General features: G+C 40.2%; 11 protein-coding genes and 1 pseudogene. 3 read left to right on the forward strand and 9 right to left on the reverse strand.

Translation table 11 applies throughout. From position 1 onward, the window contains the following. Positions 1-157: 157 nt before the first annotated feature. The 3 genes from rpoC to pbp1b form a co-directional block, all read right to left on the reverse strand. On the reverse strand, positions 158-3,790 hold the full coding sequence (rpoC, locus tag GZ996_RS10170; RefSeq protein ID WP_161979609.1) for a DNA-directed RNA polymerase subunit beta': 3,633 nt from the start codon (positions 3,788-3,790) through the stop codon (positions 158-160). A 229-nt stretch (positions 3,791-4,019) separates the two neighbouring features. Next, positions 4,020-7,613: a DNA-directed RNA polymerase subunit beta gene (gene rpoB, locus GZ996_RS10175; RefSeq protein WP_156807115.1), complete on the reverse strand. Its 3,594-nt coding sequence runs from the start codon at positions 7,611-7,613 to the stop codon at positions 4,020-4,022. Positions 7,614-7,933: 320 nt separating this feature from the next. Further along, complete coding sequence (gene pbp1b / locus GZ996_RS10180) at positions 7,934-10,417, reverse strand: penicillin-binding protein PBP1B (protein WP_162011995.1); 2,484 nt, start codon at positions 10,415-10,417, stop codon at positions 7,934-7,936. A gap of 1,161 nt (positions 10,418-11,578) precedes the next feature. On the opposite strand from pbp1b, the gene tyrS reads away from it, so the two are divergent. Further along, on the forward strand, positions 11,579-12,835 hold the full coding sequence (tyrS, locus tag GZ996_RS10185; protein WP_162011996.1) for a tyrosine--tRNA ligase: 1,257 nt from the start codon (positions 11,579-11,581) through the stop codon (positions 12,833-12,835). 95 nt (positions 12,836-12,930) lie between these two features. Beyond that, on the forward strand, positions 12,931-13,074 hold the full coding sequence (locus GZ996_RS10190) for a hypothetical protein (RefSeq protein WP_162011997.1): 144 nt from the start codon (positions 12,931-12,933) through the stop codon (positions 13,072-13,074). A gap of 91 nt (positions 13,075-13,165) precedes the next feature. On the opposite strand, the gene GZ996_RS10195 is transcribed toward GZ996_RS10190, so the two are convergent. Beyond that, positions 13,166-13,855, reverse strand: a complete 690-nt coding sequence (locus GZ996_RS10195) for a rhomboid family intramembrane serine protease (RefSeq protein WP_162011998.1) — start codon at positions 13,853-13,855, stop codon at positions 13,166-13,168. Further along, positions 13,830-14,375 (reverse strand): 5-formyltetrahydrofolate cyclo-ligase, encoded by a 546-nt coding sequence (locus GZ996_RS10200; RefSeq protein ID WP_161979604.1) that lies wholly within the window; start codon positions 14,373-14,375, stop codon positions 13,830-13,832. Before GZ996_RS10200 ends, GZ996_RS10195 begins: the two co-directional genes overlap by 26 nt. Before the next feature lie 303 nt (positions 14,376-14,678). Here GZ996_RS10200 and GZ996_RS10205 point away from each other — a divergent pair, with 303 nt between their 5' ends. Next, positions 14,679-16,007: an MATE family efflux transporter gene (locus GZ996_RS10205; protein WP_162011999.1), complete on the forward strand. Its 1,329-nt coding sequence runs from the start codon at positions 14,679-14,681 to the stop codon at positions 16,005-16,007. Between the two features lie 561 nt (positions 16,008-16,568). On the opposite strand, the gene GZ996_RS10210 is transcribed toward GZ996_RS10205, so the two are convergent. The 4 genes and pseudogenes from GZ996_RS10210 to GZ996_RS11965 form a co-directional block, all read right to left on the reverse strand. Further along, complete coding sequence (locus GZ996_RS10210) at positions 16,569-17,696, reverse strand: N-acetyldiaminopimelate deacetylase (protein ID WP_156807110.1); 1,128 nt, start codon at positions 17,694-17,696, stop codon at positions 16,569-16,571. A 48-nt stretch (positions 17,697-17,744) separates the two neighbouring features. Then, the gene (gene dapD, locus GZ996_RS10215; RefSeq protein WP_162012000.1) at positions 17,745-18,443 is read right to left on the reverse strand and encodes a 2,3,4,5-tetrahydropyridine-2,6-dicarboxylate N-acetyltransferase; all 699 of its coding nucleotides are present in this window, start codon (positions 18,441-18,443) and stop codon (positions 17,745-17,747) included. Positions 18,444-18,665: 222 nt separating this feature from the next. Beyond that, positions 18,666-18,791: a hypothetical protein gene (locus GZ996_RS12115; protein WP_274378787.1), complete on the reverse strand. Its 126-nt coding sequence runs from the start codon at positions 18,789-18,791 to the stop codon at positions 18,666-18,668. 96 nt (positions 18,792-18,887) lie between these two features. Next, positions 18,888-19,006, reverse strand: a pseudogene (locus tag GZ996_RS11965) (IS30 family transposase); the annotation flags it as partial.

Genomic DNA, 19,006 nt, shown 5'->3' on the forward strand with positions numbered 1-19,006 from the left:
TGGTTTCAGAAACTTTGAAAACTTCAAAACTCGTATTTTCATTGCCATAAACATAAAACGAGAGAAGACAAGTCCTGTCCTCTCTCGGTGTTAAATGGGGCAACCCACTACAGTTGACAAAGAGCCACAAAAAAAGAGGGAAATCCCTCTTTTCAATCTAAGCTTCCGTAGTCTCTTCAACAACTTCCGCTGATTCTTCAATGATTTCAATTTCATTGACTGCTTGCGGCTCAATATTACGGTAACGTGCCATACCAGTACCTGCTGGGATGATTTTACCGATGATAACATTTTCTTTAAGTCCGAGAAGGTGATCTTTCTTACCTCGAATCGCAGCATCTGTAAGAACTCGAGTTGTTTCTTGGAATGATGCAGCTGACAAGAATGAGTTTGTCTCAAGTGAAGCTTTTGTAATCCCCATAAGGACCGGACGTGAGGTTGCAGGCACACCTCCAGAGATGACGATCTCTTTATTAGCATCTGTGAAATCAGCAATGTCCATTAATGTCCCTGGAAGAAGATCCGTATCACCTGGATCCATAACACGTACTTTACGAAGCATTTGGCGAACCATGACCTCAACGTGTTTATCTCCAATTTCTACCCCTTGGCTACGGTATACTTTTTGTACTTCCGCAAGCAAGTAAGTTTCAACAGATAAGGTATCACGGACTTCAAGCAAACGTTTTGGTTGGATTGAACCCTCTGTAAGAGCCGCACCACGCGCCACTTCATCTCCAACAGCAACTTTCATACGGGCTGTAAATGGTACCACGTACTCACCCATACCAGTTTCACCTTGAACAAAGACTTTCTTCGTACGCGTTGAAGCATCTTCGTCAATTTCAATAACTGTCCCCTTAACTTCAGTAATAACAGCTTCCCCTTTAGGATTACGTGCTTCAAAGATTTCTTGGATACGAGGCAAACCTTGTGTAATATCGGTATTTGAGGCTACACCACCCGTGTGGAAGGTACGCATTGTCAACTGAGTACCCGGCTCACCGATTGATTGCGCAGCAATTGTCCCAACTGCTTCACCAACTTCAACCGCATCACCTGTTGCCAAGTTAATACCATAACAATGGCGACAAACACCGTGACGAGTATTACATGTAAATACAGAACGGATGGTTACTTCTTCCACACCTGCATTAACAATTTCAGCAGCCTTATCTTCAGTGATTAACTTATTAGGGCCAATAATAACAGCACCTGTTTCTGGGTGTTTAACAGTTTTCTTAGTATAACGACCTTGAAGACGCTCTTCGAGTGTTTCTGTAACTTCTTTACCATCAGTAATGGCACGGATAAGAAGACCACGGTCTGTTCCACAGTCATCTTCACGGATGATAACATCTTGAGCAACGTCAACCAAACGACGAGTCAAGTAACCTGAGTCGGCTGTCTTAAGGGCCGTATCCGTCATACCTTTACGTGCACCGTGAGTTGAGAAGAACATTTCCAAAACGCTAAGACCTTCACGGAAGTTAGACAAGATAGGAAGTTCCATGATGCGCCCATTAGGAGCAGCCATCAAACCGCGCATACCAGCAAGTTGAGAGAAGTTTGAGATGTTTCCACGAGCTCCTGAGTCCATCATCATAACGATTGGGTTCTTAGGATCTTGTGTTTCAATCAAGCGTTTTTCAAGGGCTTCCTTAGCTTCACGCCATGTTGTTGTAACCGCAACATAGCGGTCATCATCTGTCATTAAACCACGACGGAAGGCTTTGTTGATTTGCTCAACTTTTTCGTGAGCTGCTTCAATGATTTCAGCCTTATTATCAATAACTGGGATGTCAGCAATTCCCACAGTCAAACCAGCAAGAGTTGAGTGGTAGTAACCTAGGTCTTTCAAACGGTCAAGGAAGGCTGATGTTTCAGTTGTACGAAGACGTTTGAAGGTTTCTGCAATGATATTACCAAGATTTTTCTTCTTGAATGGTACATTGATTTCCAGGCTATCAATAACTTCTTTAATGTTTTGTCCTGGTTCAAGGAAGTACTTATCAGGTGTTCCTTCTGTCAAGTTAGCATTATTTGGTTCTTGAAGATAAGGAATTTCTGCTGGAATAACGTCGTTAAAGAGAATTTTACCAACAGTTGTCACCATGATTTTGTGAAGTTGATTTGGTTTCCAAGGTTTATTTGGCATGCTATCAACAGCAATACCAACACGTGAGTGCAAATGAACATAACCATTGCGGTAAGCCATTACAGCTTCGTCACGATCTTTGAAAATCATGCCTTCACCTTCACGACCTGCATCTTCCATTGTAAGGTAATAGTTACCAAGTACCATGTCTTGAGATGGAGTAACGACTGGTTTACCATCTTTAGGATTCAAGATGTGCTCCGCAGCAAGCATCAAAAGACGAGCTTCTGCTTGTGCTTCTTCTGAAAGTGGTACATGGATCGCCATTTGGTCTCCGTCAAAGTCGGCATTGTAGGCCTCACACACAAGTGGGTGAAGACGAAGGGCTTTACCATCAATAAGAACCGGTTCAAAGGCTTGGATACCCAGACGGTGAAGAGTCGGTGCGCGATTAAGAAGAACAGGGTGTTCTTTAATCACTTCTTCAAGAAGGTCCCAAATACGCTCATCTCCACGTTCTACCATACGTTTTGCAGCTTTAACGTTACCTGCCATATCGCGGGCAACAATTTCACGCATCACAAACGGTTTGAAGAGTTCGATGGCCATTTCTCGTGGCACACCACACTGGTACATCTTAAGAGTTGGACCAACGGCGATAACTGAACGACCTGAGAAGTCAACACGTTTACCGAGCAAGTTTTGACGGAAACGACCTTGTTTACCTTTCAGCATGTGGCTGAGAGATTTAAGAGGACGGCTACCTGGTCCTGTAATTGGACGACCGCGACGACCATTGTCAATAAGAGCGTCAACCGCTTCTTGCAACATACGTTTTTCGTTTTGTACGATGATTCCTGGAGCGTTAAGTTCCAAAAGACGAGCTAAACGGTTGTTACGGTTGATAACACGGCGGTAAAGGTCATTCAAGTCAGATGCCGCAAAACGTCCACCATCCAATTGAACCATTGGACGAAGATCCGGTGGAATAACTGGTAAGATGTTAAGAATCATCCATTCAGGTTTGTTTCCAGATTTATAGAAAGCATCAAGCACATCCAAACGACGAACGGCTTTAACACGTTTTTGACCTGTTGCTGACTTCAACTCTTCTTTAAGCTCTGCGATTTCTTTTGGTAAATCAACGCGTTTAAGAAGATCTTGGATAGCTTCCGCACCCATTTTAGCAACAAATGAACCGTAACCATATTCTTGGAGTTTTTCACGGTATTCACGTTCAGTCAAAAGCGATTTTGGTTCAAGTGGTGTATCCATAGGATCAATTACCACATAGGCCGCAAAATAAATAACTTCTTCAAGAGCACGTGGGCTCATATCAAGCGTAAGCCCCATACGTGATGGAATACCTTTGAAGTACCAAATGTGAGAGATTGGGGCTTTAAGCTCGATATGTCCCATACGTTCACGACGAACTTTTGCACGAGTCACTTCAACGCCACAACGGTCACAGACGATACCTTTATAGCGAATACGTTTGTATTTCCCACACGCACATTCCCAGTCTTTTGTTGGACCAAAGATGACTTCATCAAAAAGTCCCTCACGTTCTGGTTTCAACGTACGGTAGTTGATTGTTTCAGGTTTTTTAACTTCACCATAAGACCATGAACGGACCTTACTTGGTGAGGCTAATGTGATTTGCATAGATTTAAAACGATTTACGTCAACCACTAGTATTACCTTTCTTTTTTCTTTTGAACAAAGCAAAGCTAAGTTCAGACAGAGCATTCAGAGGTTATGGGAGCTCAGAAAAACTAATTTTCTTGAGCTCTTCCTCTACTTTCATTTGTTTTTACAGCCTCAAGCTTTTAATTATATCATTAAAAATCAAGTAGCTCGTTTTCGACTTACGACACTATCTCATTTCTCAGTGTCGGATAAAACAGTCCACTGGACTGTTTTATTCACCTTCAGTTGATGTTTCACCGTTTTCAGCTGCAACTTCTGCTGCTAGGCGAGCTTCTTCTTCAGCTTGTTTTTGACGAAGTTTTTCAAGATCATCAACGTGCATCACGTCATCATCTTCACCTTCATCAAGGTCACGAAGTTCAACTTCATTGTTTTCATCATCAAGAACTCGCATGTCAAGTCCAAGTGATTGCAATTCTTTAACAAGAACTCGGAATGATTCTGGCACACCTGGTTTTGGAATTGGTTTACCTTTTGTGATAGCTTCATAAGCTTTCAAACGTCCATTAACGTCATCTGACTTGTAAGTTAAGATTTCTTGAAGAACATTTGAGGCACCATAAGCTTCAAGGGCCCAAACCTCCATCTCACCGAAACGTTGTCCTCCAAACTGTGCTTTACCTCCAAGTGGCTGTTGCGTAACAAGTGAGTACGGACCTACTGAACGAGCATGAAGTTTATCATCAACCATGTGGTGAAGTTTAATCATGTACATGACACCAACTGATACACGATTATCAAATGGTTCACCTGTACGACCATCGTAAAGAACTGTCTTGGCATCACTATCCATACCAGCTTCACGGACTGTTGACCATAGATCTTCTGAACTTGCACCGTCAAATACTGGTGTCGCAATATGGATTCCCAAGTTACGAGCCGCCATACCAAGGTGAAGTTCCATAACCTGACCGATATTCATACGTGATGGCACCCCTAGTGGGTTCAACATGATATCAACAGGTGTTCCATCTGGCAAATATGGCATGTCTTCAACGGGAACAATACGTGAAACGACACCCTTGTTTCCGTGACGCCCGGCCATCTTATCACCCACCTTGATTTTACGTTTTTGTGCGATGTAAACACGAACAAGCATGTTAACACCTGATTGGAGTTCATCACCATTTGCACGTGTAAAAATTTTGACATCACGTACTACACCATCTCCACCGTGTGGTACACGAAGAGAAGTATCACGAACTTCACGTGATTTATCTCCAAAAATAGCATGGAGAAGACGTTCTTCTGCTGAAAGATCTTTTTCACCTTTAGGTGTTACTTTACCAACTAAGATATCACCTTCCTTAACTTCCGCACCAATGCGAATAATACCCATTTCATCAAGATCTTTAAGGGCTTCTTCACCCACGTTTGGAATCTCACGAGTGATTTCTTCTGGGCCTAGCTTCGTATCGCGTGTTTCTGATTCAAATTCTTCTAAGTGAACAGATGTGTACACATCTTCTTTCACAAGGCGCTCAGACATGATGACCGCATCTTCGAAGTTGTATCCTTCCCAAGTCATGTAGGCAACGATTGGATTTTGACCAAGAGCCATCTCACCATTTTCCATAGAAGGACCATCAGCGATAAAGTCACCTTTTTCAACGATATCACCAACTTTTACAAGAGTACGTTGGTTATAAGCAGTACCTGAGTTTGAACGACGGAATTTTTGAATAGTATAGATATCAAGCGACCCATCTTCACGACGAACCTCAACTTTATCAGCATCTGAGTAAACAACTTTACCATCATGTTGGGCAATGACTGCTGCACCTGAATCGTGTGCAGCTTGATATTCCATACCAGTACCAACATAAGGCGCTTTAGGATCAATCAATGGTACAGCCTGACGTTGCATGTTCGCTCCCATAAGGGCACGGTTAGAGTCATCATTTTCCAAGAACGGAATACATGCTGTCGCAACGGCAACTACCTGTTTAGGTGACACGTCAACGTAGTCAACAATATTTGCTGGGAATTCTTGGTTATTACCTTGATGACGACCCATGACGATTTCTTCAGCAAAAGTACCATCTTCATTAAGTTTTGAATTAGCTTGTGCTACTGTAAACTCATCCTCTTCATCAGCAGTCAACCAAACAATTTCATTGGTTACTTTACCTGTTGCACGATCAACCTTACGGTATGGTGTTTGGATAAAACCATATTTATTGAGATGACCATAGCTTGACAAGTTATTGATCAAACCAATGTTTGGCCCCTCTGGCGTCTCGATTGGACACATACGACCATAGTGCGTGTAGTGAACATCTCGAACTTCATACCCGGCACGGTCACGTGTCAAACCACCAGGTCCTAAGGCTGACAAACGTCGCTTATGTGACAACTCAGACAATGGATTGTGCTGATCCATGAACTGTGACAACTGTGAAGAACCAAAGAATTCTTTGATTGCAGCCGTTACAGGACGGATATTAATGATTTGTTGAGGTGTCAGGACCTCATTGTCTTGAACTGACATACGCTCACGAACGTTTCGTTCCATACGCGCCAAACCGATACGAAATTGGTTGGCAAGCAACTCACCAACGGCACGGATACGACGGTTCCCAAGGTGGTCGATATCGTCCACTTTACCGATACCTTCTGCAAGGTTAAGGAAGTAAGACATTTCAGCCAAGATATCCGCTGTCGTCAACGCGCGGACCTTGTCATCTGGATTAGCATTACCAACGATTGTTACAATACGGTCTGGATCTGTCGGTGCCACAACCTTGAATTTTTGGAGGATAACTGGCTCTGTTACCACTGCAAAATCATTTGGCGTGTAAACAAATTTGTTAAGGTCACCATCAAGGTGTTCTGCAATCGAATCAATCACATCACGAGTCATGATAGTACCTGCTTCAACAAGAATTTCACCTGTTTCAGCATCAATCAAATTCTCAGCAATGGTTTGGTTCAACAAGCGTGTTTTAACATTGAGTTTTTTATTGATTTTATAACGACCAACAGCTGCCAAATCATAGCGTTTTGGATCAAAGAAACGTGCTGTCAAGAGACTACGTGAGCTATCCGCAGTTTTGGGTTCTCCTGGACGAAGACGCTCGTAAATTTCTTTAAGAGCTTCATCAGTACGTGAATCTGCCGGATTTTTATGAATATCTTTTTCAATGGTATTACGGACAAGTTCACCTTCACCAAAGATATCTAAAATCTCATCATCTCCCGAGAATCCAAGAGCACGCACAAGCGTTGTAAATGGAATTTTACGTGTACGGTCAATACGAGTATAAGCAAGATCTTTTGAATCAGTTTCCAATTCTAACCAAGCTCCACGGTTAGGAATAACTGTCGAACCATAACCAACTTTACCATTTTTATCAACTTTATCATTGAAATAAACACCTGGTGAGCGTACAAGCTGTGAAACAATGATACGTTCACCACCGTTAATGATAAAAGTACCCATTTCAGTCATGAATGGCAAATCACCAAAGAAAACTTCCTGAGTTTTGATTTCTCCAGTTTCTTTATTAACCAAACGGAAGGTTACAAAAAGAGGAACCGAATAGCTCGCATCATGAATGCGCGCTTCTTCTAATGTGTATTTAGGTTCTTTTAATTCGTAACCAACAAATTCTAGCTCCATAGTGTCTGTGAAGTTAGATACTGGAAGTACGTCTTCAAAGACTTCACGTAAGCTATTGTCTAGAAATTCTTGGAACGAGTCGGTTTGAATTTCAATCAAATTTGGTAAATCAAGAACTTCTTTAATTCTTGAAAAACTACGACGGGTACGATGTTTACCGTACTGAACATTATGTCCTGCCAAGTGATTGTTCTCCTTTTTACTATCTGACACGTGACCTTCGGTCACAGGTATTTACAAATCTGAACCAACAGATTGCTTTGTCCTTCTTGTAATTTTCAGAACCTTTAAATCTTTGTGACAACAGTCAAAGTTCTTAAAAATTAGGCACAAAAAGAGCAGCTAAACCTGACTATAAAAGCTGGATTTAACTGCTGTAAGTTTCCTTGGACAATATTTCAAGAAAACAGACGACAAATAATTTCTATATATTTTATCATATTTTCTTGACAGAAGCAACTATTTGGCCTTAAATTCTTTATTAAATTGCTTCTGATTGCCTACTAGTTGTCTGATTGATTACTTTGTCTATTATTATCATCATTATTATTGTTATTATTGTTGGTGTTATTGTTGGTGTTATTATTAGTATTATTGTTACTATTGCTTGTCGAGGAGTTTGATTTCTTTTTATTGGAATCATTTGGCATGAAGGTACTCCAAGCCTTAGCATAGTCACTGTCTGTCCCCCCAATCGCAAAACGATAGGTCATACTTGGTGCTCCATTTTTAGCCCAATAACTTGTCGTCGTTTGACCACCAACCGTGAAACTAGTTCCATTTACCAAAACACTTCCAGGTTTCAAACCAGTTGAAGCGAGCACAGTCGATCCAATCACACTTGGATCTAATTCAAAGCGCTTATTGACCTCAAAGACAGATGGATCTGCTTGATGAATGGCACTCGTTAAATGTGCTAAATAAGATGCCATACTTGTCACTCCCGTCCCAGATGCCAGTGGTGTATTATCGTCATGACCTATCCAAGATCCTAAGGAAGCTCCAGGTGTTGTCACAACGAGCCAAGAGTCCGTATAGTCATCTGTCGTTCCGGTTTTACCAGCCCAATCAGCATTCGCAAGTCCTCCATTGACTCCTCGCAACTCACTTAAATAACGCGTTGTGTAACCTGAGGTTAACGGACCTCTTAGCAAATGCATCATAATACTTGCTGTCGCTTTAGAAAATACTTGAACAGGTTTATGTTCATGTTTAAAGATAACAGTACCATCACTGGCAGTCACAGACTCAACAATATAATGTTTTAGATAGGCTCCTCCGTTTGCTAAAGTCTGATAAGCATTAGCTTGTTGCAAAACAGATACCTCAATACCGCCTCCTAGAGGAAGACTCTCTATGCCGTACTCTTTGATATCATATCCCATTTTTTCCATATAAGCTTCTACATCTACACCATTGTCACGTAACATCTTATAGGTCCAAAAAGCTGGGATATTCCATGAAATATTGAGCGCCTCTTGTAAAGTAATCATTTTAGTCCCTAAATCACCAACGTGATAAATCGGTTGTCCACTTGAGTAGGTCGTTGGGTAATTGGAAACAATACTTGCACTTCCCATCAAACCTTCATTGATAGCAATAGCATATGGAAGTAAGGGTTTAATGCTCGATCCTGGTGAACGTAAAGCATCCAAAGCATGGTTATTTTGGTTAGTTGCGTAATTGCGTCCTCCAACAAATCCTAAAATAGCACCTGTATTATTGTCAAGTAGTACATTTCCTACTTGAACTTCGCCTGTACCATCATCAAGTAAATGTCCATAATTAGCAACCGCATTTTGCATAGCATTGTAAATATTTGGTTTAATAGTACTTTTGACCGTATAACCACCTTGTGATAATTCTTGATAGGCTAGTTCTTGATAAAGTTCTTTTGTGGCGTCATTTTTCAGCTCATTCTCAGGTACCTTATCACGTTTGACAAGATAATCATACATAATTTTCTGAGCTTCTTCTAAAACAGCATAATAAAGATAGTCGTGACTATCAGCCATCCTTGCTTCCGGTTGCCTAAAATCTTGTTTTAAGTCATAAGCAAGGTAACTCTCATAATCTGCCTTTGTTAAAATGCCTGCGCGATACATATTGTAGAGAACACTTTTTTGACGAGTAAGCCCCCAAGCCATATCTTCGTCTGATTTAAATGCCCCAGTTGGTAAATAAGGTGAATAGACTATTGGACTCTGTGGCAAACCAGCTAAGAAAGCCGCTTGCGGAATGGTCAAATCTTTCGCAGAGACACCAAATATCCCCTGCGCAGCTTCTTCAATACCAGCAATATTTTGCCCCTTATGATTACGGCCAAAAGGGGAAACATTGAGATAATTTGTCAGAATACCATCCTTGTCCATGTGTCGCTCAAGTTCCAAAGCATAGATAATTTCAGTAGCCTTACGTTTAAAGGTCGGGTCATCTCCTAAGATTTGTTGTTTAATTAACTGCTGCGTTAAAGTTGACCCCCCGCTTGACTCACCAATTCCAAGAACTGATCCTAAAGTTGCACGAAAAATAGCCTTCGGAACAATCCCTTTATGAGCATTGAAATTTTCATCTTCTGTTGCTACAATCGCATGTTTGACGTTATCAGAAATAGCCGAGCTTTCAACAGGTGACCGTAGTAAATCCGTATCTAACTTTGAAATCAATTGACCATCTGCGTAGGTCATCTGAGAAATCTTCGTCAAATCACTAACTTGTGCTGTTAATTCCTGTGAATTTGGAAACTCAACATTATCAATTTGACTAGCTAGATAACCAAGTCCAATTCCCCCACCTAACAAACTTACCAAGGCAAGAATCAAATAAGAGAAATCAACCAAGAGCTTTAACGTTCTCAAAAAAACCAATCCATAATCTTTCCAATTATAGCGTTCAGCTTTTTTTGATGATCGCGATGAATTTTTAGAGTCATTTTTATTTTTCAAACCTTGCCAAAAATCAGCAAACTTCTTTTTCCATTTGTTCATAAAATACCTCATCGTTCATTATATCAAAAAAAGATAGAAATTAACAATTTGCAATGCCGTTCACACACTCTCTAAACGGTTATCAATTCCTTGGATGATACTACATTTTTAGAGATTCAGCAATACCTACTCTGATTCAATAAAAAATGCCAGACAGACTAAACAGACAACCAAATCCTATGTGCCATTTTATCTTCTAAATCATTTAAAATCCTGTATAATTTAACTATCCAAAACTCAGCTCAGACTCCCCCAAACTAAATATGTAGAAATAATAGAACACGTTTATTTGACGATTCCAGTATTGACCAACAATAAATCACACAATCGTTGCTTCTCAGACCATTTTCCAAAGTTTTTTTAATGTCTATTTGGTGATTTATAGCAGAGCCATCAGCTTCAACATAAGTATCATTTATATACAAAACAACACTTGTGTTACTTGCATTTGTCGCTACAGTTACATCTACAAAATGTCACACACCTCATAGCAGATTCTGATACAGCATAACCACCTCCACTTTGAATAAAACCGTAAACAACATAAGAATAGGGCCATCATATTGAAAGTATAAGCTGACAGAATACTATATCACACACATAGCTTTGGCGCATTCTGCTATAGCAAACACACTGGATGCAAAATTATACTTATTTTTTGCTACTAAAACTACAGTATCGTAGGGGCCATTTATCTGAGCATAGTTTAGATTAGGATTTAACTTTTCCCCATATGTTTTCTTATCTAGGACACCCAATTTTTAATCAAGCCCTAAATTTTGGTGGTGATTTCTTGATTTATTTTCATTTCTGCCTATCTTTTCCACATTATTTAGGCAAGACAGTTCATTCTGCGCATAGCATATAAGTTTATCACAGAATATGGCCATTATTTCATAAGATTACGTTAAGAATAGCTAAGCAAACCTTAATAAGCACTGCTATTATCTATTTTTTATAGCACATACTCCCAAGAAAAACACTCAGAAAAAATGCTAAAAACCATTAGCAACATCATCTCCAAATTTTTTCTAGATTTTGTTGCTCAGCTTGCTTATTTTCCTTATTTTTTGATATAATAATCTAAATTTTATAAAATGAGCAAGGTATGATGGACTTTGATGTCTGATTCTTTGTATCTTGATAAAAAGGAGAAAGCCAATGAACATTTTCGAAGAACTCAAAGCACGTGGCCTCGTCTTTCAAACAACAGACGAAGAAGCCCTCGTCAAAGCATTAACAGAAGGGCAAGTATCCTATTATACTGGGTACGACCCAACAGCAGACAGTCTTCACCTTGGTCACTTGGTAGCAATCTTGACGTCACGTCGTTTACAATTAGCAGGGCACAAGCCTTATGCCCTTGTTGGTGGTGCTACTGGTCTTATCGGGGATCCATCTTTCAAAGATGCAGAGCGCAGCCTTCAAACCAAAGACACCGTTGATGGTTGGGTGACTAAAATCCAAGGTCAACTATCACGTTTCCTTGACTTTGAAAACGGCGCCAACAAAGCTGAAATGGTCAACAATTACGACTGGTTTGGCTCAGTGAGCTTTATCGACTTCTTACGGGATGTTGGGAAATACTTTACTGTCAACTACATGATGAGTAAAGATTCCGTCAAAAAACGGATTGAAACAGGGATTTCATACACTGAGTTTGCATACCAAATTATGCAAGGCTACGACTTCTACGAACTCAATGACAAGCACAATGTGACCCTCCAAATCGGCGGTTCGGATCAATGGGGCAACATGACTGCTGGTACTGAATTGCTTCGCCGTAAAGCTGATAAAACTGGTCACGTTATGACCGTACCTCTCATCACAGACTCAACTGGTAAAAAATTCGGTAAATCAGAAGGAAACGCCGTTTGGCTCGATGCTAAAAAGACTTCACCTTACGAGATGTACCAGTTCTGGCTCAATGTTATGGATGAGGACGCCGTTCGTTTCTTGAAAATTTTCACTTTCCTCTCACTTGATGAAATTGCTGAAATCGAAAAAGAATTTGATGCCGCTCGTCACGAGCGCTTAGCTCAAAAAGTTCTCGCTCGCGAAGTCGTTACCCTTGTTCATGGCGAAGAAGCTTACAAGCAAGCCCTCAATATCACGGAACAACTCTTTGCTGGAAATATTAAAAATCTTTCAGCTAAAGAACTCAAACAAGGTCTCAGCAATGTTCCCAACTATGCTGTCCAGACAGAAGATAACTTGAACATCGTCGAAATCTTGGTAACTGCTGGTATAGTCAACTCCAAACGTCAAGCCCGTGAAGATGTCCAAAACGGTGCCATCTATGTCAATGGCGAACGCATCCAAGGCCTTGACTACGTTCTATCCGACACCGATAAAATCGACGGCGAACTCACTGTTATCCGTCGCGGTAAGAAAAAATACTCTGTTTTAACTTATTAACGATTTCAAAAAAACTCAGCGGAATTGATATACTCCCCTTACAGTAGACAGTGAAAAAACAAAAAGTCACTAGAAACGATAAGGGGAGTTTTCCTATGTCAAAAAGAAGCCCAAAATCAGTAGAGGAAAAGTTAGAGATTGTATTGAAATATCAAAAAGGTCAGTCAATTAGACAGTTAATCAAAGAGTACCATATCAGACAATACAATTACGGAATAGATGAGAAAATACCAAACTGATGGTATTGACGGCCTTAAGGAAAATCGTACTTGAAAACACTATTCGTTAGAATTAAAACAAATAGCTTATGAACTTTTTGTCACAGCATTTTTATAATGGTCTCACAAAAACGATTCCTAAGAGCAGGATGAGTAGAGCAACATAAGCCACCAAGGCTAGCATTCTCTGAGATGGTTTAAATATAAAACGATCAAAGCGAGTTGTCAAGAAAATAGCGCAAAGACCACCTCCAACAGCTCCACCAATATGTCCAGCCAAGCTAATACCAGGCATAAAAAGATTAAAAATCAGATTCATCCCCAGCAAGAGTTGATAGTTTTGCCCTACTTGCCTGAGGTAGGGATTGCTGCCAAAATAACCAATGACAGAAATCGCTGCAAAAAGTCCAAATATCGAGGTGGAGGCACCTGCTGATACAGCATCTGGAGTGAAGAACGCAACAAAGACATTTCCCATAATACCTGACAACAAGTACAGCGTTAGAAAGCCCCAAGCTCCCCACCACTGCTCTGCCATTGCCCCGACAAAATAAAGCGATACCATATTCATAATCAAGTGTTCCCAGCCAATATGAATAAAGATTGGTGAGATGAGGCGCCAAAGCTCTGCCGGGTAATGTGTCAAATAGTTCCCATTGACACCACCAGCCTTGAAAATCGCCAAAGCTGTCGTTGACTGGCCCCAATACATCAACTGAATCACAAGAAAATAACCGATAGTTAAAGTCAAGAACGTTGCCATTATAGGATTTTGCTTAAAAATGTGTTGCAGATTTTTCATAAAGTAATCCTTTCACGGGAATATCATATTTTTGTGGTATAAAATAGCTGAGCTGACTAGGATAAATGAGACTGACAGTTTCACCTTGATAATCCTTCAAATAACGGTCGTAATAGCCTGCGCCATAACCGATGCGGTAACCCTGATCGTTAAAAACAACACCTGGAACCACCACCAAATCAATCATCTCTTTAGCCACTTCTTGACTACTCTCAGGCTCTGGCACCCCAAAGGAAGAGGTGACTAGCGTCTTCGGGTCGTAGTCAACAAAAATCATTTTGCCTTTTGGATAAGTTTTAGGAATCACAATCCTTTTTCCATCCGCCAAAGCTCTTTCAATCACCAGAGTGGTGTCGTATTCAAAATCAAATGAAAGATAGACTGCTATCGTTGTCGCTGTTTGATAAATCGGTAAACAAAATAAGCGTTCTGCCAATCGTTTATCATAGTGTGATTTCCACTCCCTATCTTGCGACTTTAACATCGTTAATATTGTCGTCCTAAGTTTCTTTTTGTCCATGTTCACATCATATCATGATTTGTTACTTTTTTCATGAAAAATCGTTGTCCCCTTTTTATACAAAATTTATACATCACCTTAGACCAGCTCAAAACCCTTTAAAAGAAGCGTTTTCATCGACTAATTACGACTTTTTGAAGGATTTTAAAAACAAATTTATACAAAAACGAAAAAAAGACATCTTTTAACAACTTTCTCCTTGCATTTCTCTTTTTTAAGACGTAAAATACTGACCGAAGCTATTTATTTTTATAGAAAGGCTTGCGTCAATTGATAATACGCAAGATGCTAATAACCGCAACTATGCAAGATTTAACTAAAGGAAAGCCGATTATTGTTATTCTGCTTTTTACAATTCCCCTGCTAATTGGTAGCTTTTTTCAACTGGCCTATAATTTTGCTGATAGTATGATTGTTGGTCACACTCTCGGAAAAGAGGCTTTTGCTAGTGTGGGGGCAACTGGGAGTATTACCTTTTTAATTTTAGGATTTGCTCAAGGTCTTACCAGTGGCCTGGCTATTGTCATCGCACAAAAATTTGGGGCTAAAGATTCTCTTGGTATTCGACAGAGTTTTGTTCACGGACTATTTTTTGCTTTATTAACCGGCATTATCCTAAGTATCCTATCCCTACTTGGTCTGCACCAACTACTGATATTAATGCAAACACCTAAGAATCTCATTGGACATTCTCAAAACTTTCTAACAGCTATTTTCGGAGGGTTGATTTTTACTATTCTCTTCAACTACCTTTCTAGCGTGCTAAGAAGTCTAGGAGATTCTAAAACACCCCTATATGCCCTCATCATTGCTTGTATTATCAATATCATTCTTGACTTTACTTTCATCCTCAACTTTGGGATGGGGGTCTTCGGTGCAGGACTAGCAACCATTATTGCACAAGCTTTCTCTGTCATTTTCCTTATGATTCATATCAAAAAAGCGGTGCCCCAGCTCCATATCCACAAAAGTGATTGGCGTCTTGATAAGCAAAATTTAAAAGTTCATGCACGGCTAGGTTTTCCAATGGCCTTTCAAGCTAGTATCATAGCACTTGGGGCTATCACCTTACAAGTCGTTTTAAATAAACTAGGGACAAATGCTATCGCAGCGCAGGCTATTGCCGGTAAAACCGACCAACTTGCCATGTTACCAATGATGAATCTAGGGCTTGCTGTCTCAACCTTTACCGCTCAAAATTACGGGGCTAAACAATACCGTCGAATTTTAGAAGGTCTTAAACAATCTCTGGTAATCAATATCATCTGGTCCATTATTTTTGCACTCATCTTAGTAAGTTTCCATGAATTCTTCTCTGGTCTTTTCTTATCAAATGGTAGCAAGGAAGTCTTTGAACTCGCCCTAATTTACTTTATTATCAATGGGGCTTGCTATTGGATATTATCAATCCTTTTCATCCTCCGAAGCTTTATCCAAGGTCTTGGAAAAGGTTTTGTTCCAACCTTAGCAGGTATTATGGAATTAATGATGCGTGCAGGGGTGGCCATTATCGGTATGATTTACTTTGGATTTTACGGCGTTGCTAGTGCAAGTCCTGCGGCTTGGTTAGGAAGTGTTATCATTTTAGCTCCAAGTAGCTTCATTTTGGCTCAAAAATTGCGATATAGTTAAAATTTAGGAAAGTTTTAGATGATTTTTAGTTTTTTTTAATCCTATCTTAATAATAAGACGGTACTATATAAACATCCTAATCACCACTTCCCTAAGTGGTTGGGAAATTTCCTAATTTCCCACTTTTTCATAAATCTCCTGAACAAGCTCCTCACTATGAGGGGCTTGTTCGCGTTTTGTCATTCATTTCATTTCTCAATAGATGATTCCACTTGACCAACAGTCGTTCCATGTTTAAATAAGTACGCTTTTTTATTATCACTTACTCTTTAACCAAAAAGTCTTAAAGGCCTTTTGAAGTTAGGTATAATACCGTCCACAGCCGTATAATAGCCACTAACGATGCGAGGTAGTAAAATAGTCCAGTGGACTATTTTAGGTGAACCCTTAAAAATGAAGAAGTGTCCAGTTATAGGACTTCCCATCTGGTATTATTATAAAAAGAGAAGGTTGAGATATTTTGTCCCAACCTCAGTCTAAATGTAAACAATAAAGTACGGACGGAAGCCATTTTCTTTGAACTCATGACTTCTGTCCTCCCCTCTCTTTATGTAATTTATCTTACTGGACTTTATAGCTCAAAAATGTTGAAATTTCCTCGATGGCAAAAGGCAGAGCTTTTTCATCTGGATTCATTTTGGCATGGTGCAAAGGGTATGGACTGTCAATCCCCAACCAAAACATAACACCAGGGACCTTTTGTAACAAGTAACCGAAATCTTCACCAGTCATAGCTGGTGGACAATCAATCAGATTAACAGCACTACTTTGTCCAAAGAAAGCCATTAGCTCATCAGCTAGTTCAGGTTGATTTTCCACAGGAAGCCAAGCCCCTTGACGGAGTTCGATTTCAACTTCCATGTTAAAACTAGCCGCTACGCCCTGTGCAATGGTCTTGACACGCTCCTGCATGAGTAAGCTCATCTCCTGCGTCAAGGCTCGGATGGTTCCACGAAGACTGGCTGTCTCAGAAATGATATTACTTGTCACCCCTGCGTGCATAGCACCAAAAGTCACAACGCCCCCCTCAATAGGATCAACATTTCGACTCACAATTGTCTGAACTTGGGTTACAAAATAAGCTGCTGCGACAAGGGCATCATTTGATAAATGTGGAAAAGCTGCATGTCCACCCTTTCCTTTAAAGGTAATATAAACCTCACAGGTCCCCGCAAAAAGGGTCGAACGGTTAGTGGCAATGTCACCTACTTTAAAATCAGGTCGGACATGGAGCCCATAAAATTCATCTGGTAACCAATCTTTAAAAGCATCATCTTCATACATGAGCTTAGCTCCACCCAGATTTTCTTCCGCAGGTTGAAATAGGAAAAGCATATTTTCTTTTGGTTGTTGCTCTGCCATTTTTTCCAAAAGCCCTAAAGCAATGGTCATGTGAAAATCGTGGCCGCAGGCATGCATCCGCCCTTCATGCTGACTAGAAAAGGATAAGCCTGTGTTTTCTGTAATCGGAAGACCATCAATATCTGTCCGCCAGCCAATAGTTTTCATCGGAGACGAACCATGTAAAAAGACTAAAATCCCTGTTCTCCAAAGACGGTGCTCCACAAATGATTTGCCAGCCGTGATTTCGGCAATGCGCTCTAGCAAATAAGCCTGTGTCTTGTATTCTTCCAAACCAATCTCAGGAATTTGATGTAAGTCACGACGTGTTTTAATTAAATCTAACATATTATCTCCTTAAGGGAAAAGGCTGAGCTACCTCAACCTTTTTAGTTATTACAAATTTCTAAGAGCGTCTTCAAGCGCTGTTTTTTGTTGCGTTTGCACATCAATTTCTTTGATAACACGTGCAGGAACGCCTGCTACAACAACATTTTCTGGCACATCTTGAGTGACAATAGCGCCTGCAGCTACCACTGAACCACTACCAACTTGCACTCCCTCGATAACTACAGCATTTGCTCCGACAAGCACATTGTCACCAATACGAACAGGCTCAGCAGAAGCAGGCTCAATCACACCAGCAAGGACTGCACCAGCACCGATATGACTATTTTTACCAACCGTTGCACGACCACCTAGAATCGCTCCCATATCAATCATGGTTCCCTCACCAATCTCAGCACCAATATTGATAACAGCCCCCATCATGATAACCGCATTATCACCAATGGTCACCTGGTCACGGATAATGGCACCTGGTTCAATACGAGCATTGATATTCCGTTTGTCAAGCAATGGCACAGCTGAATTACGACCATCTTGCTCAACCACATAGTCTTTATTTTCAGTCAAGTTCGCAAGTAGTGGCTCAATATCCTTCCAATCACCAAAAAGAACATTACCAAGTTTAGTCACCTCAGCAGGAATAGCTCCCGCCAATTCACCTTCAAACGTTACCTTTACAGTCGTTTTTTTCACAGCATTTCCAATAAAAGCAATAATTTCCTGAGCAGACATTTTTTGCGCTGTCATCATCAATCTCCTTTGTCCTTAAACTATAAGCCCTATTATAACAGAATTTTCTGAAATTTCTAGTTAAAAGATAAAAAGCCCAAAAGGGGACCTAAAATGAATTATTATAGATTCATTTTAGCAGTTTGAACCTGCAACTGAATTCAGCTTACATTTGCGTCATCCTATGGTACATCAAAAACAACACGAAACGATAATTACCTTAAAATTGATCTCATCTTTTCAAGGTAACTGTTGAACATAGTAACCTGCATAGTGAGATATATTATAGGCAATGTAAAGTTTTCCAACACCCCAAAGGATGAGGCAGGAAACCATTAGAATAAGTATGGTTAGTAGTTTTTTCATCTTCGTTTTCCTTTAGATTTAGGCTTCGCAGAAGTTTTAGGTTTTATTGAAGTAGAGGTATCCTTAATCTTGTTTATAACATCCCAGATTGTCAAATTAAGCTAGACATTTTATGTAACTCAGAAAAACTTGATAAGGTGTTTGATAGTTTAGTGATTTCCTAGGAATGTTATTTCGTCTATCAGCTATAGCTGATAACACTTTTTGAGACAAGC

Source organism: Streptococcus sp. S784/96/1, assembly GCF_902729355.1.
Lineage (GTDB): Bacteria > Bacillota > Bacilli > Lactobacillales > Streptococcaceae > Streptococcus > Streptococcus caledonicus.